The sequence below is a fragment of the Neoalteromonas facilis genome (assembly GCF_002807665.1).
GTDB classification, from domain to species: domain Bacteria; phylum Pseudomonadota; class Gammaproteobacteria; order Enterobacterales; family Alteromonadaceae; genus Alteromonas_E; species Alteromonas_E facilis.
Genome location: NZ_PEAY01000003.1, coordinates 97,087 through 120,134 on the forward strand (window position 1 = coordinate 97,087; position 23,048 = coordinate 120,134).

At 45.5% G+C, this 23,048-nt stretch carries 20 protein-coding genes and 1 tRNA gene; 11 read left to right on the forward strand and 10 right to left on the reverse strand.

Annotation, left to right across the window (positions count from 1 at the left end):
- The first annotated feature begins 22 nt into the window (after positions 1–22).
- The 5 genes from CSH93_RS08895 (at position 23) to miaE (ending at position 6,119) form a co-directional block, all read left to right on the forward strand.
- A complete protein-coding gene (locus CSH93_RS08895; protein ID WP_100642905.1) occupies positions 23–1,588 on the forward strand; it encodes a sugar porter family MFS transporter in 1,566 nt (521 codons plus the stop codon).
- Between the two features lie 93 nt (positions 1,589–1,681).
- Positions 1,682–2,422, forward strand: a complete 741-nt coding sequence (locus tag CSH93_RS08900) for a hypothetical protein (protein WP_100642906.1) — start codon at positions 1,682–1,684, stop codon at positions 2,420–2,422.
- Between the two features lie 64 nt (positions 2,423–2,486).
- Positions 2,487–3,317, forward strand: a complete 831-nt coding sequence (locus tag CSH93_RS08905) for a phytanoyl-CoA dioxygenase family protein (RefSeq protein WP_100642907.1) — start codon at positions 2,487–2,489, stop codon at positions 3,315–3,317.
- 136 nt (positions 3,318–3,453) lie between these two features.
- Positions 3,454–5,238, forward strand: coding sequence for a GGDEF domain-containing protein (locus tag CSH93_RS08910; RefSeq protein ID WP_100642908.1), 1,785 nt, complete (start codon positions 3,454–3,456; stop codon positions 5,236–5,238).
- 95 nt (positions 5,239–5,333) lie between these two features.
- A complete protein-coding gene (gene miaE / locus CSH93_RS08915; protein WP_100642909.1) occupies positions 5,334–6,119 on the forward strand; it encodes a tRNA isopentenyl-2-thiomethyl-A-37 hydroxylase MiaE in 786 nt (261 codons plus the stop codon).
- Here miaE and CSH93_RS08920 read toward each other — a convergent pair.
- Together CSH93_RS08920 and CSH93_RS08925 are read right to left on the reverse strand one after the other, a co-directional pair.
- Positions 6,114–6,848 (reverse strand): UDP-2,3-diacylglucosamine diphosphatase, encoded by a 735-nt coding sequence (locus CSH93_RS08920; protein ID WP_100642910.1) that lies wholly within the window; start codon positions 6,846–6,848, stop codon positions 6,114–6,116. The genes miaE and CSH93_RS08920 overlap by 6 nt on opposite strands.
- A gap of 61 nt (positions 6,849–6,909) precedes the next feature.
- Positions 6,910–7,407: a peptidylprolyl isomerase gene (locus CSH93_RS08925; RefSeq protein ID WP_100642911.1), complete on the reverse strand. Its 498-nt coding sequence runs from the start codon at positions 7,405–7,407 to the stop codon at positions 6,910–6,912.
- 138 nt (positions 7,408–7,545) lie between these two features.
- Here CSH93_RS08925 and cysS point away from each other — a divergent pair, with 138 nt between their 5' ends.
- Positions 7,546–8,922 carry a cysteine--tRNA ligase gene (gene cysS, locus CSH93_RS08930; protein ID WP_100642912.1) on the forward strand — a complete coding sequence of 459 codons (1,377 nt, stop codon included), beginning with the start codon at positions 7,546–7,548 and terminating at the stop codon, positions 8,920–8,922.
- 4 nt (positions 8,923–8,926) lie between these two features.
- Here the strand turns inward: cysS and CSH93_RS08935 are convergent, their stop codons facing one another.
- The 3 genes from CSH93_RS08935 to gloB form a co-directional block, all read right to left on the reverse strand.
- Positions 8,927–9,952: an ion transporter gene (locus CSH93_RS08935; protein ID WP_100642913.1), complete on the reverse strand. Its 1,026-nt coding sequence runs from the start codon at positions 9,950–9,952 to the stop codon at positions 8,927–8,929.
- 9 nt (positions 9,953–9,961) lie between these two features.
- Entirely contained in the window at positions 9,962–11,560 is a 1,599-nt protein-coding gene (locus CSH93_RS08940) for a lytic transglycosylase (RefSeq protein WP_100642914.1), read from the reverse strand.
- 83 nt (positions 11,561–11,643) lie between these two features.
- The gene (gene gloB, locus CSH93_RS08945; protein ID WP_100642915.1) at positions 11,644–12,432 is read right to left on the reverse strand and encodes a hydroxyacylglutathione hydrolase; all 789 of its coding nucleotides are present in this window, start codon (positions 12,430–12,432) and stop codon (positions 11,644–11,646) included.
- Positions 12,433–12,508: 76 nt separating this feature from the next.
- Between gloB and CSH93_RS08950 the strand changes: the two genes are divergently transcribed.
- Positions 12,509–13,264 (forward strand): class I SAM-dependent methyltransferase, encoded by a 756-nt coding sequence (locus CSH93_RS08950; protein WP_124748959.1) that lies wholly within the window; start codon positions 12,509–12,511, stop codon positions 13,262–13,264.
- Between the two features lie 99 nt (positions 13,265–13,363).
- Positions 13,364–14,398, forward strand: coding sequence for a methyl-accepting chemotaxis protein (locus CSH93_RS08955; protein WP_100642917.1), 1,035 nt, complete (start codon positions 13,364–13,366; stop codon positions 14,396–14,398).
- A gap of 78 nt (positions 14,399–14,476) precedes the next feature.
- Here CSH93_RS08955 and metG read toward each other — a convergent pair whose 3' ends face one another.
- Positions 14,477–16,525, reverse strand: coding sequence for a methionine--tRNA ligase (metG, locus tag CSH93_RS08960; protein ID WP_100642918.1), 2,049 nt, complete (start codon positions 16,523–16,525; stop codon positions 14,477–14,479).
- A 134-nt stretch (positions 16,526–16,659) separates the two neighbouring features.
- Here metG and apbC point away from each other — a divergent pair, with 134 nt between their 5' ends.
- Positions 16,660–17,772: an iron-sulfur cluster carrier protein ApbC gene (gene apbC, locus CSH93_RS08965; RefSeq protein WP_240615547.1), complete on the forward strand. Its 1,113-nt coding sequence runs from the start codon at positions 16,660–16,662 to the stop codon at positions 17,770–17,772.
- Between the two features lie 89 nt (positions 17,773–17,861).
- Positions 17,862–18,452, forward strand: a complete 591-nt coding sequence (gene dcd / locus CSH93_RS08970; protein ID WP_100643362.1) for a dCTP deaminase — start codon at positions 17,862–17,864, stop codon at positions 18,450–18,452.
- 30 nt (positions 18,453–18,482) lie between these two features.
- Here dcd and trhA read toward each other — a convergent pair whose 3' ends face one another.
- Both trhA and CSH93_RS08980 read right to left on the reverse strand, forming a co-directional pair.
- On the reverse strand, positions 18,483–19,109 hold the full coding sequence (trhA, locus tag CSH93_RS08975; RefSeq protein WP_240615548.1) for a PAQR family membrane homeostasis protein TrhA: 627 nt from the start codon (positions 19,107–19,109) through the stop codon (positions 18,483–18,485).
- A gap of 145 nt (positions 19,110–19,254) precedes the next feature.
- Positions 19,255–20,820, reverse strand: a complete 1,566-nt coding sequence (locus CSH93_RS08980; RefSeq protein ID WP_100642920.1) for a methyl-accepting chemotaxis protein — start codon at positions 20,818–20,820, stop codon at positions 19,255–19,257.
- A gap of 226 nt (positions 20,821–21,046) precedes the next feature.
- On the opposite strand from CSH93_RS08980, the gene CSH93_RS08985 reads away from it, so the two are divergent.
- Positions 21,047–21,123, forward strand: a tRNA-Pro gene (locus CSH93_RS08985).
- A gap of 26 nt (positions 21,124–21,149) precedes the next feature.
- On the opposite strand, the gene CSH93_RS08990 is transcribed toward CSH93_RS08985, so the two are convergent.
- Positions 21,150–21,686, reverse strand: coding sequence for a cold shock domain-containing protein (locus tag CSH93_RS08990; RefSeq protein ID WP_100642921.1), 537 nt, complete (start codon positions 21,684–21,686; stop codon positions 21,150–21,152).
- 99 nt (positions 21,687–21,785) lie between these two features.
- Positions 21,786–23,042, reverse strand: a complete 1,257-nt coding sequence (locus CSH93_RS08995; RefSeq protein WP_100643363.1) for a M24 family metallopeptidase — start codon at positions 23,040–23,042, stop codon at positions 21,786–21,788.
- Between the last annotated feature and the right edge of the window lie 6 nt (positions 23,043–23,048).

A 23,048-nucleotide genomic window follows, 5' to 3' on the forward strand; every position in this document is an offset into this window, starting at 1 on the left:
ATTATTCTATATAAGGGACATCATGTTAAATAACCGTCGGGCACTGTATTACACGCTTATCGTTTCGTTAGGCGGCTTTATATTTGGATTTGATGCATCTGTAATTTCAGGCGCCGTTGGTTTTGTTGCGAACGAGTTTTCACTGTCGGCATGGCAACAAGGGTTTGTGGTTAGTTCGCCCACGTTGGGAGGGATTGTGGCAACCTTTTTGGCCGGTGCGGTATGTGACGCTATTGGTCGGCGTAAGACACTACAAATCATCGCCTTTTTATATTTACTCTCTGCCATTGCCTCAGCATTCGCAGTTGATTACTGGATGCTAATTGCTGCGCGCTTTATCGGCGGTATGGCGTTTTGTTCATTGATGATCGCGCCTATTTATATTGCTGAAATCAGTGCGCCTGAGCACCGCGGGAAAATGGTATCGGTCAATCAATTCAATATCGTACTGGGTTTTTCGGTGTCCTATTTTACCAACTATTATCTGCTTCAATTGAGTCAAACGCAACTTGATTGGGTTCAGGCGCTGAGTATTGATCAATCCGTATGGCGTTGGATGTTAGGCATTGAAATAGTGCCTGCATTAGTGTGGTTTATACTTTTATTTACGATCCCAAGAAGCCCGCGTTGGCTAGCGTTAAACGGCCACAAAGATGAAGCGTTGTCGGTTCTAAATCGATTGTTTTCTAAATCAGAAGCGAAACATCACTTTGAAGATATAACGCAGTCAGCTCAAGATAAAACGCCTGCATTAAAAGTGCGTTTGACAGAGTTGTTTGGTAAAACCATGCGCTGGCCCATATTGATTGGTTTAATTGTGGGTATTTCACAACAAGTTACCGGTATAAATGTTGTGTTTTTCTATGCCCCAACCATCTTTGAACAAAGCGGAGTGGGAACAAATGCAGCGTTTATGCAGGCCATCGTCATTGGCGTTGTAAATGTCATCTTTACTATTGTCGCAATGGTATGTATCGATAAAATTGGTCGAAAACCTTTGCTTATCATAGGCTTAAGTGGGGTGATTATCAGCATGGCAACCTGTGCCTATGGATTTAAAACGGCGACGTACTCACTGTCCCCAAGCCAGATTGCCAGTTTGGTTACAGAAGCTGAAGCGCCTGAGTTGCAAGCGCTCAATACCCTTTCTGATAAAACATTTGAGTCTGATGTTGCCTTTAAACAAGCGTTGCAGTCAGTGCTCGGCGATAATGTATTGAATAAGCATCAAGGCGCTATTTTACAGGCGGCTAGCAAAATGAATGCAACGCTCATATTGGCTGGAATAATGGGGTTTGTTGCCTCTTTTGCCATGTCGTTGGGCCCGGTGATGTGGGTTATGTTTTCTGAAATATTCCCCAATCACTTGCGCGGTATAGCCATCTCCTTGGTCGGGGTAGTGAACAGTTTTGTCAGTTTTATGGTGCAGTTAGTGTTTCCCTGGGAATTGGCGACCTTGGGCGCGGCGATGACCTTTATGATATACGGTGCTTGCGCATTCATAGGATTAGTATGTGTGATTCGTTTTGTTCCAGAAACCAAAGGGAAATCGTTGGAAGAGGTGGCTAAAAGTCTGCATGCCGCCTGATTTGATGCGTAAGACTTTTGTCTATTTGGCTTAATTGTCTTGGGTATATTATGATACGGATTGGTTGTTTGTAGTGTAGGCGGGTAGTAAACAATGAAGCATGTAGTTTCTTTGTGCATATTGGGTTTGTTGTGCTGCCTGTCTGCTAGTGTTAAAGCTGAACAGCCTTTTGTCATCGCTGTAAACGATGCCTATCAAGACGCGGTAAGTGTTGATGAAATGTCAGCGCTATTTGAACAGTTATATGCACCGCTCAATATTAAACCCACGATTCATTACTATCCCTCAAAAAGAGGTTTGTTATTAGCTAACAGGCTTGAGATTGATGCGGAGGCAGGGCGCGTAAGTGCGGTTGCAAAGCATTATGACAACTTGCTGATGGTACCTGAGCCAATATTTCGCTTTTCACTACAGTTGTATTGTTTGGACAAGCGGAAATGTCAGGCCACACCTGAATCTGTGGTGGGGATGGTTGGCGGGTTTCAGGCCGGGCCCGCCTACTGTAAAGCGAATAACTTCAGTTGTTTACTTGATCGCGATGCCGGTTTCCTCGTGTCCGCACTCATGAGTGGTGGCGTAGATGTGCTCGCCGGCAGTCAGGCTACTCTGCAACATATGCTATGTAAATTGGATGTCGAAACGATCTACTATCGTGAAGAAAAAGAAACCGCCTTTGTTGCCTACCACTTAGTGAACCGCAATCATGCAGGCATTGTTGATGCGCTTTCAGAGTCTATTCGGAGTATGCATGCACGTAACGTGTTCACTGATTTCTTCAAAAAAGTCCGCACCAAGCCTGCAAATTGTCCTATCGAGTTTGTCAAAATAGAGTAAGCTAATTTAATGTCTCACATTAAGTGATATCGCAACGCTTATATCACTGCAAAATCTGAACAATATGCTCACGCCAGAACAGAAAAATAATTATAAACAGCACGGGTATGTGGTGTTACACGATTTCTTTGACCAAACAGAGATGGATGTACTCAAAGCAGAAGCTATGCGAATTGTTGATGAGTTTGATCCTAACAGCACAAGGTCGATTTTTTCCTCTTCGTCCGCAGACACTGATAGAGATACTTATTTGCTGCATTCGGGTGATAAGGTGCGATGTTTTTTTGAGCAAGATGCGTTTGATGATAGGGGGAATTTGCAACAACAAAAGCACCTCAGTATCAATAAAATTGGGCATGCCCTGCATAATTTGTCCCCCGTGTTTAAGACGTTTAGTCAACAATCTAAAATTGCGCAGGTTGCGAAAGATGTCGGAGTGAAAGAGCCTGAGATTAGACAATCGATGTATATATTTAAACAGCCTCGGATTGGCGGGCAGATCCGTTGGCATCAAGATGCAACTTACTTTAAGACTGACCCCATAAGCGTCGTTACATTTTGGCTCGCCATAGAGCCAGCAACGATAGAAAATGGTTGTTTACAGGTTGACCGACGTGGCGATGATTTTGCACTGAAAGAGCAATTCGTGCGTTACGATGAAGAGCGCACAGGACTCTTGACCTTGCACGATGAGCCTTGGCCAGACGTAGATCAAGCACTACCGCTGGAGGTTGATGCTGGAACATTGATAGTATTCAGTGGCACTTTGCCGCATTTCAGCGCAGCGAATTACTCTGCCAAATCACGCCATGCATTTACCTTGCATATCACCAGCGCAGACACTCAATATGACGCGCTCAATTGGTTGCAAACCCCCAGTACTCGTATCGGTTAGGTTGGTGGCTTTAATTAGGCGGCGCATTTCTCTATGATGAATTTTTCAGCAGTTGGACGATTTGTATTGGCTTAGCGGTGGTTGCTTAGTCGGAATACGGTTATGCTAATTGCAAAGCACAGAATTCTGAGGGTATATGCGAAATAAGCTGTTCACTTTGTTAATAATATCTATGGCTTGTGCCGTAGGGAATGCGAGTGCACAGTCCGCAGAAGCAATCGACTCGTTTATCGAAGAGGTCAAAACGGTCACCTATGATTGTCCTGATCCCACTAACTTTGATCAGTTAGAAACTTATTTATCTTCATCCAGCTTAAATGCTCGGCAAACCCTAGCGCTATCCGTGGAAAAATCGCACTTCCTAATGTGTGATGGCAAAGCCAATGAAGCACAAGCACTGCTATTTGACTTAGTCGGGCGAGACGGCATTGATAAGTCGAGCTATTTTTACGCGTCTGCAATTTATCAAATTGGTTTCGCATATGATTTAAAAGAACAGCCTCAACGATGTGAGTATTATGAACAGGCTCAGTCGTTATCACAGGATAAATTCAGTGACATCTACCTCAGCGCAACGTTGGGTATCATCACCAACTGCCGCTCTGATTTGGCTGTGGGTGAACGCTTAGGCATGATGTTTAATGTGTTAGAGCTTTATTCAAAGACAGATAATTATCAAGCGCTAGCGCATATTCACAATAGCATCGGTCTTGTTTATGGTGGCCTGCAGCAGCATGTGTTGGCAGCAGAACAATACCTCAAAGCGCATGAGATGGGCTTAAAGGTTTACACCGGTAGCAATCAACTGACCATCCTGATCAGCGCTATATCATCATTGTTTGCCAGCGGTCAGTATGATCGGGCTTACGAAGCCATTATGGAGTTTGACAGTATCAACCAGCATGTTGGTACGCCGTTGACCAATTACTTTTATTATTTTTCGCTCACCGGTTATTACTATCGGGTCGGTGATATGGAAAATATGAAACGCTCGCTACCTGATTTAATGGCATCTGTTGAGCAGTTGTCTAACCCTGTATACACAGCAATGGCTAAATGGTACCAAGTCGTGCCCTGTATCAGTGATCGGGATATAGATTGTGTAAATGCATACTTGGCAGAAGCTAGCCAGCAATCCCCGTCAGTACAACGCTTCTTGGCACATAATTTAGATTACTTAAAGTTGCAAGTGGATATCGGTCTGGTACTCAATGACCTCGAGAAAACCCAAGCGGCGTTTGCGCAATATTCAGAACGGGCGAGTGCGAATACTAAGCGTAGCCAATCATCCGCCAGTATTCTAGGGGTTGCCAGTTTGTATTCTAAAATCTATTCGTTGGAATCGGAAATTGAGCAAGCCAAACAGCTGAAAAGTAATATTATTCTGATAGGAGTGGGGGCTTTTCTTATTTTCGTTGCGCTGACAATTTATTACTTGCGCAAAAAGCACATAGAAAAGCTGGCCTACGATCCGACCACTGGCTTACTCAATGCGGAAGTAGCCATTACCCGAATAGAGCAACTATCAGCACCGGATAGCGGTAAAGCCAATGCACTCGCGTTATTAGACTTGAGCAACTTCAGGGAGCTAAATGTTGCTGCGGGCCTAAATAAGGGCAACGTGGTATTGCAGGAAATTTCTAAAACACTGCAAAAAATCACCCGAGATACTGATTTACTAGGCCGTTATGGGCCTGAGCAGTTTATCTTGTGCCTGCCAAATATAGAGGAAAACAGTGCGAAGACGTTTTTTGAACGCTTGCAAAATGAACTGGACAACACGCGAGTGGGCCAACCCAGTCAAGAGTCTATCAATGTGCGCTCCAGCATGAGTATTTTCATCTCGACGGAGAGACTGACAGATATGCAAAATGTGCTCAATGAAATGCTGATGGCAATCAACGTAAGGGCAAATCAGTAAGTCTTCGTTTGTAGCGGCTGGTGGTATTTAACGGCTGAGATGATGCCACCTGTATGCTATTATGCGCGCCATAAATCATTACTTCGTTATGCCTTGTGAGTATCGACACCCTCCTAAACCCGATTCGTTCATTTTTAATTGGTGAAACACCTGACCAATGGATTGCGCTGGCTGCAAAGCCTGAAAGCTTAGAGGTGTTGTTAGTCGACCATGCTAATTGTGAATTAAAAGCCGCGCAAACGGCCATGTTGCTGCTGCGACGTTACGCGGTTGATAAAGCGAGCAGTGACGCGCTGTTAGCCTGGTTAAAACCGTTTGAAGATTTTGTTTATCGCAAACAGGGCGATGGCGACTTCAGTGCTCATATCAATTTATCCAAGAAATTGATCAGCAAATCTGACTTTGTCCACGGTGATGAATTGATAGATAAAATGGTGTTGTTGATCAAAGAAGAGTTGCACCATTTCCAGCAAGTGCTCGAAATTATGCAGGCGCGAGGTATTGATTACCAAACATTAACAGCAGCCCGCTATGCCAAAGGGTTAATGAAACATGTACGCACGCATGAGCCGGCTAAACTAGTCGATACGCTGATTTGTGGTGCATTTATTGAGGCCCGTTCATGTGAACGTTTTGCTAAACTGGCGCCGCATCTGGATGATGAGTTGCATAAGTTTTATGTGTCGCTATTACGCTCTGAAGCGCGGCATTTCCAAGATTATCTTACATTAGCAGAAAAAGTAGAGGGCGCGAGTATAGACGCTAGAGTGGCGTTTTTTGCGCAATGTGAAGCCGAACTAATAGCATCGCCAGACGAACAGTTCAGGTTCCACAGTGGAGTGCTGGAAAGCGCCGAAAGGCCTCTAGAGATTGCGTCATAGCGCGGTATCGAAACGCAACTGCTCCAGTTTCATCTCATCGGGCGTGACCGTCAACATACTCCCTTGCTCATACCAATCGCCGAGCACAATACGTCGCATGGGTTTTTCGTTCAGCGTAAAGTCATGCACTGCTGGACGGTGCGTGTGACCATGGATCATCAGCGAGACTTCGTGGCGCAGAAAAGTCTCTTCAACAGCGCTTTGTGCGACATCCATAATATCTGCAGCGAGGCGCATTTTATTGGCTTTGCTTTTCTTACGTCCACGATCAGCCAAATAACGCCTGATTGATAACGGGAGTGCTCCCATCAGGGTTTGCCACCACCGAGTACGCGCGCGTTGCCTGAACTTCTGATACTCAATATCGTCGGTACACATTTCATCACCATGCAGCAGCAATGCAGGAGTACCGTATAAATCAATTACGGTTTGCTCATCGAGGATAGTAAAGCCGGCTTTGGCTGCAAACGCTTTACCTATAGCAAAATCTCTATTGCCATGAATAAAGTAAATAGGTGTGGTTTTCGATGTAGCTTTGAAGACTTCAGCAATGTGGGTGTTAAATGGTGTGACGTTGTCATCGCCAATCCAGACTTCAAATAAGTCGCCCAATACATACAGAGCGTCAGCTTGCGGCGCTTTTTCCTGCATAAACTTCTCAAAACATGCAGTGATTTGCGGGAAGTCTTCGCCTAAATGTAAGTCTGAAATGAAATAGGTTACAGCCATATACCGTGCTTAATTGTTGAAGGGAGAATGAGGGGGCTGTTATTCAGCCCCTTTGCAAAACTTAGTCTTCTGTAATGGTGACAGATTCGATTAAAATTGGTTCCACTGGCACGTCAGCGTGATAGCCATGATTACCGGTTTTAACACCACTCATTTTATCCACGATGTCCATACCTTCTGTGACTTCACCAAATACGCAATAGCCCCAGCCATTCATGGTTTCATTGCGAAAATCAAGGAAATCGTTGTCTACCAGGTTAATGAAAAACTGAGCAGTCGCACTGTGAGGATCGTTAGTACGAGCCATGGCCACTGAACCGCGGGTATTTTTAACACCGTTGTTGGCTTCATTTTCGATTGGCGCTTGAGTATCTTTTTGTTCCATGTCGGGCGTCATGCCGCCACCTTGTACCATGAAATTTGGAATCACGCGGTGAAAAAGCGTGTTGTCGAAAAAGCCACTTTTGGCGTATTCGATGAAATTAGCTACAGTTTTCGGCGCTTTATCAGCGAATAATTGTAATGTGATATCACCAAGGGTGGTGTGTAGTGTAATCATGTTAGATCCCATATTTGACAATAGGGGGGAGTTTACCAGCAATTTAGTCCCTGACAAAAGCCTCTCGCACAGGTGTACTGCGGCGCTGAATTTGCTACACTTCGCGCCGTTTAATTAATCTACAAAGGTTAGGGCCTAATGTTGCAACTATTCAATACACGTACCCGTCAAAAACAACCCTTTATTCCGCGTGAGGAAAACAAGGTTGGCTTATACGTGTGTGGCATTACGGTTTACGATGTGTGTCATATGGGGCATGCACGCACTTACCTGAGTTTTGATATCCTAGTCAGATATCTGCGTTCGCGTGGCTATGATGTGACCTATGTGCGCAACATTACCGACGTTGACGATAAAATCATTCAACGCGCCAATGCAAATGGTGAAACGCCCGATCAACTGACAGCTCGCACGATTGCCATGATGCATGAAGATTTTGCCGCGATTAACTTATTAGAGCCTGATATTGAACCGCGTGTTACCACGCATATGGCCGAGATTATCGAGGTTATCGAACGCCTAATTGATAAAGGCCATGCTTATGTGACCGCGAGTGGTGATGTGTTGTTTGAGGTGAGTACTTTTGCTGAGTACGGTGAACTGAGCAAACAAGACTTAACCCAGTTAAATGCTGGCGCTCGCGTGAATGTTGATGAAAGCAAGCGTGACCCGATGGATTTTGCGTTATGGAAGGCGGCTAAACCGGGTGAACCCAGCTGGGATTCGCCTTGGGGTAAAGGTCGTCCAGGGTGGCATATTGAATGTTCGGCAATGAATCACAAGCATTTAGGTGAGCATTTTGATATCCACGGTGGTGGTTCGGACCTCATATTCCCCCACCATGAAAACGAAATCGCACAATCGTGCTGTGCCTTTGATACACCTTACGTCAATGTATGGATGCATGCTGGCATGGTACAAGTGAATGACGAGAAGATGTCGAAGTCGTTGGGTAATTTCTTTACTTTACGTGATGTGTTGAAGCAACACGACGCAGAGACTCTGCGTTTCTTCTTGATGTCAGCGCACTATCGCAGTCAGTTAAGTTATTCAGAGGATAATATCCATCAAGCACGTGCTGGATTAGAGCGTTTATATACGGCGTTGCGTGGGATTGATGTTCCGTCAAGCGGAGACAAAACCTATGGCGGTTATCTAGACAAATTTAATGCCGCGATGGATGATGACTTGAATATGCCGGAAGCTATTGCCGTGTTGTTTGAAATCGCTCGAGACATCAATAAAGCTAAGTCGAATGCGGAAGAGGCAGCAAAATTAGCCTATGTACTGGTGTCGTTAGGTGAAATCCTAGGAGTGCTACAACAAGCGCCAAATGACTATCTACAAGGTGGAGAATCTGACGATGTGGCTGAGATTGAAGCGTTGATTAAACAGCGCAATGATGCACGTGCTGCGAAAGATTGGCCTGCTGCTGATGCAGCCCGCGACGCACTAAAAGCAATGAATGTGGAGCTCGAGGATGGTCCTCAAGGCACCACATGGAGACGTCTCTAAGGGATTAAATCTCTTCTACTTCTGGCGGTTGCCTGCGCGCCGCCAGCTCTGTTTGCCAGCGCTTATTACCTACGTGCGCTTTGACAAGTTCCAGTACTTCATTCACTACCAGTAACACTTCTTTATCCAACACTTTCTCTTCAACGCTTTCTTGTTCCATGCCATTGGCAATAAACTCTTCTATTTGCTCAGGCTTCAGATCACTAAGTAAATTGATGATTGAGTGAGTCACAATGTCAGTCACGGCGGCTTCAAGGGTTTTCTCAATGGTTGAACCCACCACTGGTACTATTTTCATGGCGACAATATGATCATTGTTGCGAATGGCTTTGCCCACGCTATTCAACACATGGTCGCGAATAACCGAGCCATGCACCGGGTGTAAAATGGAATGGCCGAGGTGGTTAAGTGTTGAAGCCCCCCAATGGGTAATGATTTGTTTGCGCGGCATTAATACGGTTTGCACGACGTCGTCTATGAGGGGAGAGCCTGCACTAATGTCTTTTTGCGCATCGCTGATCACTTTTACCACAATTCGGTCGCTGAGCTCCTCAACCAACACATCATAGTAAAAGGCGATAAAACGAAACAATGCCGTTTGATTTAAGTCTATGATTTGGAACTTATGTAAACGGTGAAGTATTGAAATTATTCGCAGAAAACGGAATATCCGCGTGGCTGCCAGAGGAATACAACCGACTAGATCGTACCAATGGATGAAGGGGAAGAAGTACCAACGTAAATAGGTTTTGCGCACAATTGACGCTATCCAACGAACGAAAAATTCGCTTAGGAAAATGGAGATAAAGACCAAATCAACAAATAAGAAGTTTTCGTGTACCGGATTGTATGCGTCGACGAAATTGGGGGTATGCTCAGCCAACAATTGATACATCACGTCGGTGGCGTATAGCGCGTCAAAAATTAACCATATTAAGTTAAGAAATAGAACACCAAGCATGGCAAGGTCGAGCAACAACCAAGGACCTTCATGGCTTGCGCGCAGATTCTCACGGTTAATTTTTAGCATTCACTTGCCTTAGCTGGCGACGTTCGCCACGTCAACGATAACCGTCAGTTTTTGACCCGGTTGTAAGTATTTCTGTTTTTGCAGGCTGTTCCATTGTTTTAGCTGCGATACGCGGACATTAAACTTGTTCGCAATACGCGATAATGAATCACCCGTTCTTACGGTGTAGGTCACTTTTCGGGTAATTGACTCCGCTGTTGCTGGCCCGTCAATCCAAACAACCAATTCCAGACCTAAACGAAGCGTGTCTCCTGGCGCCATTCCATTCCATTTGGCTAAGTCTTTGGTGCTCACATCATACTTGCGCGATAAATCCCAAAAGGTGTCCCCAGACACGATGGTGTGCGAGATTTGATGGCCACTGCGTTCACGTTTTTGCAGTGCCGCGAGTCTCTGTTCGGTTGATAGTGAGTAATCTTTCAGATCTCGCATAGCCACTGGCACGAGAAGATGGTCACCGGCACGGATCACGTTGCCACGTAATTGATTCACCTGTTGGATGACATCCACAGTCGTGTGGTACTGACTGGCGATTTTTAACAAGCTGTCTCCACGTTTAATTTCATGGCGCGCCCAATTTAACCGGTCATTTTTATCCGACTCTGCTAGCGCGGTGGTAAACGTTGGAGCAGCGTCTGCAGGTAACACAAGTTGATGCGGCCCGTCTGGATCGGTCGCCCAGCGATTAAATCCTGGATTTAGTGCAGAGAGTGCTTCGACACTCAAACCGGCAAATCGCGCAGCAATAGCTAAATCAATTTGTTGGCCCACGTCCACAATCTCAATCACTGGCTTGTTGGGGATCACTGGCCAGGCAAAGGCATATTCTTCGCGGTTTTTCAAAATATCGGCTAATGCCAATAACTTCGGTACATAAGCACGGGTTTCTCGAGGTAACTCAAGAGACCAAAAGTCGGTCGGTTTGCCTTGTCTGGCATTCTTTCTGATCGCGCGTTTAACTCTTCCTTCGCCACTGTTGTAAGCGGCCAGCGCATGTAACCAATCGCCATCAAAATACTTATTTAGATACAGTAAATAATCTATAGCGGCATCGGTTGAGGCGATGACATCGCGCCTGCCTTCATACCACCAGGTTTGTTTAAGCCCAAATCGCCTACCTGTCCCCTCGATAAATTGCCACATACCAGCAGCGCTGCCGTGAGAATAGGCAAATGGGTCGAATGCACTTTCTACGATGGGTAACAACACCATTTCCATGGGCATGCCACGGTCTTTTAGGCGCTGCATAATATGATAGAGAAACGGTTCAGCGCGTTTTGATACACGCGCCATATAGTTCGGATGTTTCAAATACCAGCGCTTCTGCGCTTGTATGCGCGGATCTTGCGGGATCTCGAAACTAAATTCAGACGCTGCAATATCCCATAGATTGGTCAGTTCAACCACATCCTCTTCAGTGCTCGACAATTCGAGTTCTACCGGCTCGACAGGGTGAATAATCTCATGCACACCTTCATCATTACTAGGCTCTGGGGTCACTTCAATCTGTGAGTTTTGTGTTTTCACGACAGGCGATTCAGCCGTGGAAACACAGCCAGAGAGTAACAAAATAGATACAACGCCCAACGCGGCTACAGCAGATTTCATGTGTGTCGACAGCCCTTTTTTATGATTTTGCAGATTGATTGCCTTGTTGAAGTTTACCTGTTTGTGCAGGTTATTACCAACGACTAGCTTATATCCTTCCAGCCTCTGACCGCGGTGAAAACCGCTAGTTCATCTTTTAATTCAGTACCTGTATGCTGTTCAGCACTGGCTTTTACCGAAGAGCAATGACTGCGCAAGAACGGGTTAATAGCTTTCTCTACTGCGATATTGCTTGGCAACGTAGGCACCTGCTTTTCGCGCTGCTGTTTTGCCCATGCGAATCTATCTTGTAGTGCTTGATTTTGAGGCTCGACTTGCTGCGCAAACGTCATGTTTGCCAATGTATATTCATGGGTGCACCATACTTTTGTGGTGTCAGGAAGCGCCGATAATTTTGCCAGAGAATGCTGCATTTGTGTGGGCGTTCCCTCGAATAATCGACCACAGCCAGCACTGAACAATGTATCGCCACACAGCACACCACCGTGACCCACAAAACCGATATGATCTAATGTGTGTCCGGGCAAATCTAATACCGTGAACTGTAGCTGAAGTTGCTCAATGTTTACCGTACAGCCTTCATTTACATGTTCATTGAGTAACTTTATGTTCGGATTTTTCGGGCCAATAATACGCAGGCTTGGCCAACGCTGGAGCAGTTTAGCGAGTCCACCCGTATGGTCAGCGTGATGATGGGTGACGAGCACTGCCACCAGCTCTATCGAGTGTTCGTCGCAAAATGCTTCAACTGGCTGAGCGTCGCCGGGGTCAACGACTACACAGTAGTCGGTATTAAAAAACGCCCAAATATAATTGTCAGTATATGCGGGGATGGGGGTGATAGCGACACCCTCAGGTAATTGTGGATGCATAGACAAAGAACCAGTATAAATAGAACACATTGGTGTACTATATGTTGATGCAACGACCCGATCAATGCGGGTATGAGTGAATAACAGCCAAATGAAAGCCGCCTTTAAACAAGATCATAAACATTATCCTGATGGATGGCACAAAATTCCTAATGGTGTGGCTATGCGTAATGCTATAAGCCAAGCAATATCACCTTTTTCACGGATATGTTTTGGTTATCATTTATTGAAAATTGGCAATTTGAGCTGCGATGTCGAATTGCCTGAGTGCACCATAGGTCACACAATTGGCCTGGTGAAAGAATCTCACCCTCGCGCTAGTATCGTGGCTGATACGAATGAATTACCGCTAACAGAAAATAGCATAGATGCAGTATTAGCATGCCTTGAACTCGATTTTTCTGCCGACCCACATCAAGTACTTCGTGAAATTGATCGTGTCATTACACCCAATGGTCATTTGATGTTGGTGGGCTTGAATCCATTTAGTCTTGATTGGCTGATCAGTTTATTGCCTATTAAGCGCTATAGCATGTTGCGGCATGCACGATACTTTCGGCAGGGCAGAGTATGCGATTGGTTACAACTGCTAGGGTTTGAAATCATTGAAAGCAAAAAAGTCGCACATTTCTGCCTATCATTGAAACGCTCTGGCCGTAAAACAAATTGGTTAAATCGGGTATGTGAGAAGTACTTTCCGTGGAGCGGCTCCGGCTACATTGTGATTGCTCGGAAGCGAGAAATTCCGTTGTCTCTTGTCAAACCTTCATGGCGGATCAAACCAAAATTTTCGGCATTGGGGGCGAGTGCTCGAATAAAAATGGATCATTAAGATGCATATTCTACTGGCGAATGTGGAGATTTGAGCAATACTGTCGATAACGATTAGTGAATTGTTATTTTTGATCAACTTCGAGTGAGAAAACCGGTGATGTTCTCAAGAAAATCCAAGCCAGAAGATTTACAAAAAATAAAAACACTCAGCTCTCAGAATATGGAGCTTGAAGCTCAGATTACGGAGTTGCGTGCGCAGCTTAGCGCCGAAGCCGAAGAAGCTTCAAACATCAAACAACAATGGGACGCCAGTCAACAGTTTATTCAAGCGCTCGCTCGCTCTGGTCATAGTGTCTCTCAAGTGCGGGATAAAGCATTTGATGCTGCACATATCTTGATGTCGCAACGTGATGAGTTGGTTGGTTCTGATGCAACGTTTGAGGGCTCCTCAGAAGTGTTAGACGATACCGTGTCGGGGTTAAGCCAAATTGATGAAATTTCATCACGTGGTGTACAACATGCTGGCGAATTATCAGGCCTAGCGAGCAGTATCAGTAACTTCGTGGTGGTTATCAATTCCATTGCAGAACAAACTAACTTACTCGCTCTGAATGCAGCGATTGAGGCTGCTCGTGCAGGTGAGACCGGTAGAGGTTTCGCGGTTGTAGCAGAAGAAGTTCGTAATCTTGCGATGCGATCGTCTGAATCGACACAAGAAATTAATAACCTAGTTGCTAAAATTGAAGAAGGCACGCGCAACATAGAAACCAACATCAACGAGGTGTCGGAAAAATCGCGCGAGTTGGTTGGCAAAACGGGTGATGTTCGTTCACGCGTGTCAGATATTTTGTCTTTGGCAAAAAGCATGCGCGAAACGATTCAAAATACGGCCGGTGACGGCTTGCTGACCGCATCACAACTTGAAGTGTTGGCACTCAAAAGCAGTGTTTATGAAGCATTAGCAAGCGGAAGGACATCATCACTGCCGGGCTTCAGTGACTGCCAGTTGGCAAATGTTGAGCATGTAATGGATGGTGAGATTAGAGGTTTGGATACCGCCTACAGACGTTTTGCAGATGCCGCTACTGCGATGTTGTCTAAGGCACAAGCTTCAGGCAAAGTAGACCAAAGTGCACTGTCTTCATTTGAAGATGCTGCGGCCAGATTGTTGGATGCGTTGGCGGGTCACTAGTTACAGCGTCATTTTTGATAATAAAAAAGCCCCGATGTTAACCATTAACATCGGGGCTTTTGTTTGTGTACTCGTATGTTATTTCACACGCATACCAGGCTTCGCACCTTCATGCGGCTCTAGAATATACAAATCCTTACCGCCAGGCCCAGCGGCCAACACCATACCTTCAGACATGCCGAAGCGCATCTTGCGAGGTGCTAAATTAGCGACCATTACGGTATGTTTACCGATAAGGGATTCAGGCGAGTAGGCTGATTTGATACCTGCAAATACTTGTCTGGTTTCATCACCGATATCTAGCTCTAAACGCAGTAACTTATCGGCACCCTCAACATGCTCAGCGTTGGCAATGCGAGCGATCCGCAGATCGATTTTAGCGAAATCATCAAATGCGATGGTTTCGGCGATAGGATCCGATACCCTCTCTACCACAGGTGCTGGGCTTTCAGGTTGGATGGTTTCTTTTGAATCTTCGATCATAGCTGACACTTTATCCATTTCGATGCGCTGCATCATAGGTTTAAATTTGTTGATAGCGTGGTTGTAAAGCGGAGCGCCGGCGCTCTCCCACGTTAAGCTGTCGTTGAGGAAAGCTTCAGCTTGTTCAGCTAATTTCGGCAACACAGGTTTTAAATAGGTCACCAAAATTCTGAAGCAGTTGATACCCAACGAACACACGGCATGCGTATGCGCTTGCTTGGTTTCATCTTTGATTGAGACCCACGGAGCTTCAGCATCGATGTACTGATTAGCCTTATCAGCCAACGCCATGATCTCACGCACGGCTTTGTGATACTGGCGCGATTCAAAACCTTGGGCAATGCTTTCTGATGCCGCAGTAAACTCATCGAGTAATGCTGGATTTGCGCACTCTGCAGACAACTTTCCGTCGAAACGTTTGGTGATAAAGCTGGCACAACGTGAGGCGATATTGACGACTTTACCAACTAGATCAGCGTTCACTTTTTGCGCGAAATCTTCAAAGTTCAAATCAATGTCAGTCACGCTGTCGTTGAGCTTGGATGCAAAGTAGTAACGTAAATATTCTGGATTTAGATGGTCGAGGTAGGTACGCCCTTTGATAAACGTGCCGCGTGATTTAGACATCTTAGCGCCATTAACTGTTACAAAGCCATGCACGTTTACGCCAGTCGGCTTTCTAAATCCTGCGCCTTCCAGCATGGCTGGCCAGAATAAGCAATGGAAGTAGGTAATGTCTTTTCCGATAAAATGGTATAGCTCAGCGTCACTGGTTTCAGACCAAAATGCGTCGAAATCTATGCCCTCACGATCACACAAGTTTTTGAAACTGGCCATGTAACCAACTGGTGCATCGACCCACACATAGAAGTATTTGTTTGGTGCTTCCGGAATTTCGAAGCCGAAATAAGGCGCATCACGACTTATATCCCATTGCTGTAAACCTTGCTCAAACCATTCGTTGAGTTTGTTTGCCATTTCGGTTTGCACAGCACCGCTGCGCAGCCAGCCTTTTAGCATCTCCTCAAATTGAGGTAGATCGAAAAAGTAGTGCTCTGAATCTTTTAAAATTGGCGTCGCACCTGATACCGCAGAGCGTGGGTTCTTCATTTCTGTTGGGCTATATGTGGCCGAGCAGACGTCACAGCTGTCGCCGTATTGATCTTCTGCGCCACAGTTGGGACATGTGCCGCGTACAAAACGGTCAGGCAAGAACATTTGCTTTTCAGGATCGAACAATTGGCTGATAGTGCGCGTACTGATATAGCCATTTGTCTTTAAATGATTGTAAACCAGCTCACACAATTGCTTGTTTTCTTCTGAGTGAGTCACATAATAGTTGTCATACTCAACATGGAAATCAAGTAAGTCCTGATGGTGTTCAGCACGGGTTTGCTCAACCATTTGTTCAGGCGTGATGCCCATTTCCTGAGCCTTTAACATAACCGGTGTTCCGTGCGCATCGTCGGCACATACACTGTAGCATTCGTGGCCACGCATTCGTTGGAAGCGTGCCCAAATGTCAGTTTGAATGTGTTCTAGTAAGTGACCTAGATGAATCGAACCATTAGCATATGGCAATGCACTGGTGACTAGGATGCGACGCTGAGAAGCCGGCGCCGGTGACGAATCGGTTATTGGCATGTGTACTTGGGTAATCTGGTTAAAAAAATGGCTGCAAATACTATCCTAAATGGGCCGTGTTTGCATCTTCAAATTCATAACTTAATGGGGTTCGCAGGCTTTTTGTCACGCGTAACAGGTAAGGAATTTATCGAGTGGGATTTTTTTCAAAATCAAAACAGTCAAATGGCGACATTCAAGACATCTTCGAAGAGTTGTTAGCGGAGTATTTCGTTGTTGATCACGCCAAAGTGAAAGCATGGGTTTCGACCAATGAAAAAGAGGTTGTGATAGGTTTTCCGTTTGCTGTCACGTCTCAATTTGAAGTTATTTTGTCTTGGCTACAGTCAGAATTCACGTCTCGTTTTCCACAACAGCCGTTACCGAATATCCAGCTCAAAACCGATATTCCAGTGATGCAAACGGCAAAGCCGCCGCTAGTGAATGTTAAAAATATTATTGCGGTAGCATCCGGCAAAGGCGGTGTTGGTAAATCTGCGACCACGATTAATCTTGCTTATGCGCTTCAGCAGGAAGGCGCAAGGGTAGGGATATTGGATGCAGACATCTACGGGCCCTCTGTGCCCATCATGCTAGGAAACCCAAAAGCTCACCCAGTTAGTGAAGATAGCCAGCACATGCGACCGATAGAAGTGAACGGTTTGGTCGCTAATTCAATCGGCTACCTAGTGCCTGCCGAGAATGCCACGGTATGGCGAGGCCCAATGGCGAGTCGCGCATTGCAACAATTGCTCAACGATACTCAGTGGCCTGTATTGGATTACTTGTTGGTTGATATGCCACCGGGTACAGGAGATATTCAATTAACCATGTCGCAGCAAGTACCGTTAACCGCGGCGGTCATTGTGACGACACCTCAGGATATTGCATTGGCCGACGCTACGAAGGGCATCGCGATGTTTGAGAAAGTGCAAATTCCGGTGTTAGGCCTGATTGAGAACATGAGTTACTACCAGTGCAAGAAGTGTGGAGAACGGGAGTATGTGTTTGCAACAGACGGCGGTCAAAGACTTGCGGACAGGCATAACATTCCGTTAATTGGCACATTACCATTAGATATTAAGATCCGAGAGCATGCAGACAGCGGAGAAAGCCTATTGTTAAAAGAATCTGATTCGCCCTTGGCTGAATCCTACAGACAGGCGGCAAGAACATTGTCGCAGCAATTGGCTTTTTCATTGAATGTGCATCCTCTGGCGTCGAATGTGGTCAGAGGCGAGCCCATTTCAGTGGTGAATAAACCTTAATCCATTGCTAGCTATTGCCTGTGGGGCATCAGGCAAGCATAATACGCGCAAGCTGCAAAATGGCGGCTTTTACTAATGGAGAAGAGCACATGCGTTTGTGTGACCGTGATATATATCAGCACATCTTAGATGGAAAAATTAGCATAACGCCCACGCCTGATTATGATCAAATCAGCGGTGTCACTGTTGATATTAGACTCGGCAATAAATTTCGTGTGTTTGAAGACCATGCGGCACCCTACATTGATCTCAGTGGTAAAAAAGAGGAAATGCAGGAAGCATTGAACTCGGTGATGAGTGACGAGATTAAAGTGGAAGAGGGCAAAGCCTTCTTTTTACACCCGGGTGAGCTCGCACTGGCGGTAACGCTTGAGTCTGTGACCTTACCGAACAACATTGTTGGTTGGTTAGATGGTCGTTCATCATTAGCTCGCTTAGGCCTTATGGTGCACGTTACTGCGCATCGCATCGATCCGGGTTGGTCGGGTAATATTGTTTTGGAATTCTTCAACAGCGGTAAGTTACCACTGGCGTTAAAGCCCGGTATGAAGATTGGTGCGTTGTCGTTTGAAGTCTTATCTAACCCGGCAGAAAAACCCTATAATGCGCGATTAGATGCAAAGTACAAAGGGCAAGAAGGTGCTGTTGCTAGCCGCATCAGTGCGGATGATAAAGATTGATGATGAAGGTCGTGGTCTAGGCGTTATCACCTAGACTACATGGTAATATATGGCGAAGAAGTGGCACGCCGCGCCAGCCACAACAAACAAATGCCATATTGCGTGAGTGTAATGGTGACTTTTCAGCATATAAAATGGAATACCCGCACTGTAACAAAGTCCTCCTGCGAGCAATAAACCAAATCCTGAGGCCGATAATGCCTGATAGATCGGATAAATAAGCGCAAGCGCAAGCCAACCCATTACCGCATAAGTAGCAACGCCAATTTTAGGGTAGCGGTGCCCAATAGTGGCTTTAAACACAATGCCACCGATACCGATACTCCACACAATAACCAGTGCAGTGATGCCAATCCACCCACCCACAGACAACACAAGAAACGGCGTATAGGTGCCCGCAATAAGCAGGTAAATAGCCGTGTGATCGATGGTTCTTAGCAATTGTCGCCATTGAATATCTTTAACAGAATGATAAATGGTGGAAGATATAAACATGGTGGCAAGGCTGATAGCGTATATTAAGCCCGTGGTATATTCCGCCGCACTTTCGCTTTTTACAACAAGCGCAATAAGACCAATAATGGCTAGGCAAAAGCCCAAGGCATGAGTTGCAGCATTTAGCCACTCTTCAACGCGAGAGTAGTGACCATGATCCATAGAAATTGCTTTTTTGGGTAACATAACAGAAGAAGAAAAAACACACTGTCTTAGCAGTGTAGACTTTCAGCGTACACTTGTACACTGAAAGTGCAATTATTCATTAAATTGTCATATTAAGTAGGTAAAGAGAGACCGGTCAGTTTTATCGGCTAAAGCGCGTTATCACTGAGTTCACTTCGTCAATAGTATCTCGAAGCTTTTCATTCGCTTTGAGTGATTGTCGGGTTGATTGCTCAGTATCTTCTGCACCGTCAGCGATTTCAACAATCTGTTTGTTAATATCTTCAGCAACGGCGCTTTGCTCTTCAACTGCCGCTGACATTTCGATTGTCATGGTTGAAATACCTTCAACCGCTTTGTTGATTTCATTAAGAGCTTTTCGTGTTTCTTCAACAATTGCAGTGCCTTGCTCTGCTGCTCGCATACCTTCATCCGAAACCTTTACTGCGCGCTCGGAGCGTTCTGAAAGTGCTTGAATGATTGTATGGATTTTATCGGTTGATTCGCGTGTTTTTGAGGCCAAAGAGCGAACTTCATCGGCTACCACAGCGAAGCCTCGGCCTTGTTCACCCGCGCGCGCGGCTTCAATGGCGGCATTTAACGCCAGTAAATTGGTTTGGTCTGCAATGCTACTGATAATGCTGGCTGCTTCGCCAATGTCGTTAGTCGATTGCGCTAATTCTTGAACAGTTTTAGATATAGTGGTTACCGCATCGCGCAGGGCGACTATAGCGTCCATGGATTCTTCAGCTTTATGATTCCCTTCTTGAACATTGCTTGCAGCCGCTTTAGCGCTACTCGCATTGAGCTCTACGCGCTCAGCAACTTCTTGAATCGCTTGTGACATCTCGGTGACGGCTGACGCGATTTGCTGAGTCGCCTGGTTTTGTTGTACTACCACAGCGCTGGTATTTTCTGCTTGTTGGTGGGTGCTTTCGGCAATATCATGCAAACCAGAGACTGCATCAGCTGTCCTTGTTAATGCGGTTCTAGAACGAGCCAGTTCACATGCCAAAACCAGCTTTGCTTGGGCTTTTGCCCCAAAGTCATCAAAATAGGTCTGTGCGACTATCGGGTTCCGATAAGAGCCAGGGCTGACATCCAAAAGCTCCTGCCAATTCTTACTGGTGAGAACGCCTTGCCATAGGCCACTGATAATAAAGCCAAGTGCTGCAATAAGCGCCGCAGACCAGCTGGATAAAAATGCTACAGTGATTACAGTTGGAACGCCAACAGCCCACGAGGCAGAGGTCTTCTTTAAGTAATGAAGCATACGATTAGGCATACTAATGGTGGGTTTACCGGCTCTTATACGAGCATAAATATCTTCAGCCCGCGCAATCTCTTCTCGAGACGCAGGAACTCGAACGGATTCATAACCGATGACATTCCCGTTTTCGAAAACAGGGGTTACAAAAGCGGATACCCAATAGTGATCGCCATTTTTACGCCTATTTTTAACAATCCCCATCCAGATTTTGCCAGCTTGAATTGTTTGCCACATCTCAGCAAATACCGGTACAGGCATATCCGGGTGTCTGACTAGATTATGGTTTTTGTTAATGAGTTCATCTTTGGAAAAGCCACTCACCTCAACGAACTCTTTATTACAATGGGTAATTATGCCGCGCAGGTCTGTGGAGGATATCAGTCGATAGTCACTTGGGATCCGATATTCTTTTTGAGTCACAGGTTGGTTATTTCGCATGGTGCAGCAGTCCTTGATTACGGTGGCTTTAGCAAAGCCTTGAATTATCTAATGGCGTATACGATTACTCTAGAAGTTTAGTCGCAATTCCTAACTTATTGAGCCTGTTTTGAACATATCGGCGGATTTTTAGACAATTAAAGCCCGTATGGAGAACTTTATGTACCTTCAAGGATACTTCGGCTTTGCTTTACTGATGAAAATAAGTAGAATGCGCGTCTTCGGTCGGTGTGTAGCGCAGCCTGGTAGCGCACTGTCATGGGGTGTCAGGGGTCGGAGGTTCAAATCCTCTCACACCGACCAATTCTACTGCTCTCCAAACTTTCTACTCAGAACCGAGTATCGCTTTCACAAGGAATACCGTCACCATCACCATCCATCCTTGTGTCTGGGCAATTTTGGATAAAGAAAATGGCTTCCTCGCGAGAATTCATTTCACTACAATATTTCCTACCATCGCATTTAAAATCGAACTTTGGTGGAGCGAATAGCGTGTGATTAGTATCAATCGGCGCTGGGTTGAATGTTTCCAAAGATGAATCCATGTGGCGGGATATTTGAGTGAATGCTGTAACGCAAAATATTAATACGGCAAACGCAAAGAATAGTCTGGACAGCTTGATGCTGTTTTTATGGGACTTGGGCGTAGCGGGTTTTTGATCAAATCGTTGAACTCTAACAGCCTTACGTTTCCCTTGTTCATCAGTACTGATTTCAAAGGAGATACGTTCTCCTATGGATGGACGCCCCCCATCTTTGGGGTACGCTGATATGTGCACGAACAATTCGCCATCATATGAATCAGTAGAGATGAAGCCAAAACCTCTATCATCATTCCATTTGGTTAGTCTTCCGTGAGATCTCATATTTGTCCCTAACAAATCTGCCCTTTGATTATTTACTATACTAGAGGTGTTGAGATTTCAGAAGTCGATATAATTATATACGTTAATACAGCTAGCATTTTACGCGAGCCTTTGGGACGCATTGTCGACTGACAACCCAAACGGATCATCGATGCTAAACGACGGTTCGGTAAACCACCTTGGGCCTTGTTCGGTGATATAAAAATGATCTTCCAACCGGATCCCAAATTGTCCGGGCACCACAAGCATAGGCTCATTGCTGAAACACATGCCTTGTGCAACTATCTGTGGATTATTTTTAACCAAATAAGGCCATTCGTGGATATCCATGCCGAGACCATGCCCAGTGCGGTGAGGGCAGCCAGGTAATTGATAGTCAGGACCAAGCCCCACAGATTGAAGAAAACCGCGCGCAGCTTGATCAACTTCGCCGCACGTAGCACCAAGCTGAGCAGCATTGAAGGCAGCAAGCTGTGCAGATTTTTCATGATCCCACATAGTTCGTTGCTCTTTAGTGGCATTGCCATAGACGTATGTGCGGGTAATATCAGAGTGATAGCCATACAGCCGGCAACCTGTATCAATCAGCACCACATCACCAAACTTTAAGGTTTGCGGATCTTTTACGCCATGCGGAAATGAGGTTGCCACACCAAATAGCACAATACAAAACGAGCTGCCGGCGGCACCAACTTTCTTATGCGCTTGATTAATAAAGGTTTCCACCTCAGTAGTGGTTATCCCTTCATGAAGTATGCTAGCAGCCGCCTGATGGATTTTTAGCGTCATATTCATGGCTGTTTGAATGATGTTGAGTTCTTGCTCTGATTTGTGCATTCGGCAATGTGCTGTGACGCTTTTTGCATTGATTATTTGGTAGCTGTTGTGGACAGCCTTTAGCCCGTCATAGATAAAAAACGGGGCGTTTTCATCCATGCCAATGATAGCTGTGTTGCCAATTCCCATTTCTGAAAGCAGGGTATGCAACAACGCAAATGGGTTTTCATGTTCGTGCCAAAGAGCGATAGGTGCCTGTACAACCATTGCATCTTCTATTGAGCCAAGTTCAAAATGTGGTGCTATGAATCGAATATCGCCAGATGCAGGCAATAACGCGCCCACCACTCGCTCACTTGGATACCAGTTCAACCCAGTAAAATAAGACAGACTGGTTCCAGCGTTTAAGTATATGGCAGAGATGCCATTGGCCTGCATAAAGAGCTGAGCGTTGTTTATTCGTTGTCGGTATTCCTCAATGCCAATAGGCACAAGCTCTGCTGTCATATCGTGTAGTTCAGCTAATGCTTGCTCAGGTGTTTTACCACCAACACCGATGGGGAGTGATACTGCTGTCATATTTGC

Excerpts from the sequence above, each read along its gene's own strand:
- gloB (WP_100642915.1), bottom strand. The coding sequence starts at position 12,432 with ATGCATCCACAATTACCTGAGGGTGTCGCTATCACCCCCATCCCCGCA.
- trhA (WP_240615548.1), bottom strand. The coding sequence starts at position 19,109 with ATGGATCATGGTCACTACTCTCGCGTTGAAGAGTGGCTAAATGCTGCA.
- cysS (WP_100642912.1), top strand. The coding sequence starts at position 7,546 with ATGTTGCAACTATTCAATACACGTACCCGTCAAAAACAACCCTTTATT.
- CSH93_RS08925 (WP_100642911.1), bottom strand. The coding sequence starts at position 7,407 with ATGATTACACTACACACCACCCTTGGTGATATCACATTACAATTATTC.
- CSH93_RS08935 (WP_100642913.1), bottom strand. The coding sequence starts at position 9,952 with ATGCTAAAAATTAACCGTGAGAATCTGCGCGCAAGCCATGAAGGTCCT.
- metG (WP_100642918.1), bottom strand. The coding sequence starts at position 16,525 with ATGCCAATAACCGATTCGTCACCGGCGCCGGCTTCTCAGCGTCGCATC.
- CSH93_RS08900 (WP_100642906.1), top strand. The coding sequence starts at position 1,682 with ATGAAGCATGTAGTTTCTTTGTGCATATTGGGTTTGTTGTGCTGCCTG.
- CSH93_RS08995 (WP_100643363.1), bottom strand. The coding sequence starts at position 23,042 with ATGACAGCAGTATCACTCCCCATCGGTGTTGGTGGTAAAACACCTGAG.
- CSH93_RS08980 (WP_100642920.1), bottom strand. The coding sequence starts at position 20,820 with ATGCGAAATAACCAACCTGTGACTCAAAAAGAATATCGGATCCCAAGT.
- CSH93_RS08940 (WP_100642914.1), bottom strand. The coding sequence starts at position 11,560 with ATGAAATCTGCTGTAGCCGCGTTGGGCGTTGTATCTATTTTGTTACTC.
- CSH93_RS08905 (WP_100642907.1), top strand. The coding sequence starts at position 2,487 with ATGCTCACGCCAGAACAGAAAAATAATTATAAACAGCACGGGTATGTG.
- CSH93_RS08910 (WP_100642908.1), top strand. The coding sequence starts at position 3,454 with ATGCGAAATAAGCTGTTCACTTTGTTAATAATATCTATGGCTTGTGCC.
- CSH93_RS08955 (WP_100642917.1), top strand. The coding sequence starts at position 13,364 with ATGTTCTCAAGAAAATCCAAGCCAGAAGATTTACAAAAAATAAAAACA.
- CSH93_RS08920 (WP_100642910.1), bottom strand. The coding sequence starts at position 6,848 with ATGGCTGTAACCTATTTCATTTCAGACTTACATTTAGGCGAAGACTTC.
- dcd (WP_100643362.1), top strand. The coding sequence starts at position 17,862 with ATGCGTTTGTGTGACCGTGATATATATCAGCACATCTTAGATGGAAAA.
- CSH93_RS08990 (WP_100642921.1), bottom strand. The coding sequence starts at position 21,686 with ATGAGATCTCACGGAAGACTAACCAAATGGAATGATGATAGAGGTTTT.
- CSH93_RS08895 (WP_100642905.1), top strand. The coding sequence starts at position 23 with ATGTTAAATAACCGTCGGGCACTGTATTACACGCTTATCGTTTCGTTA.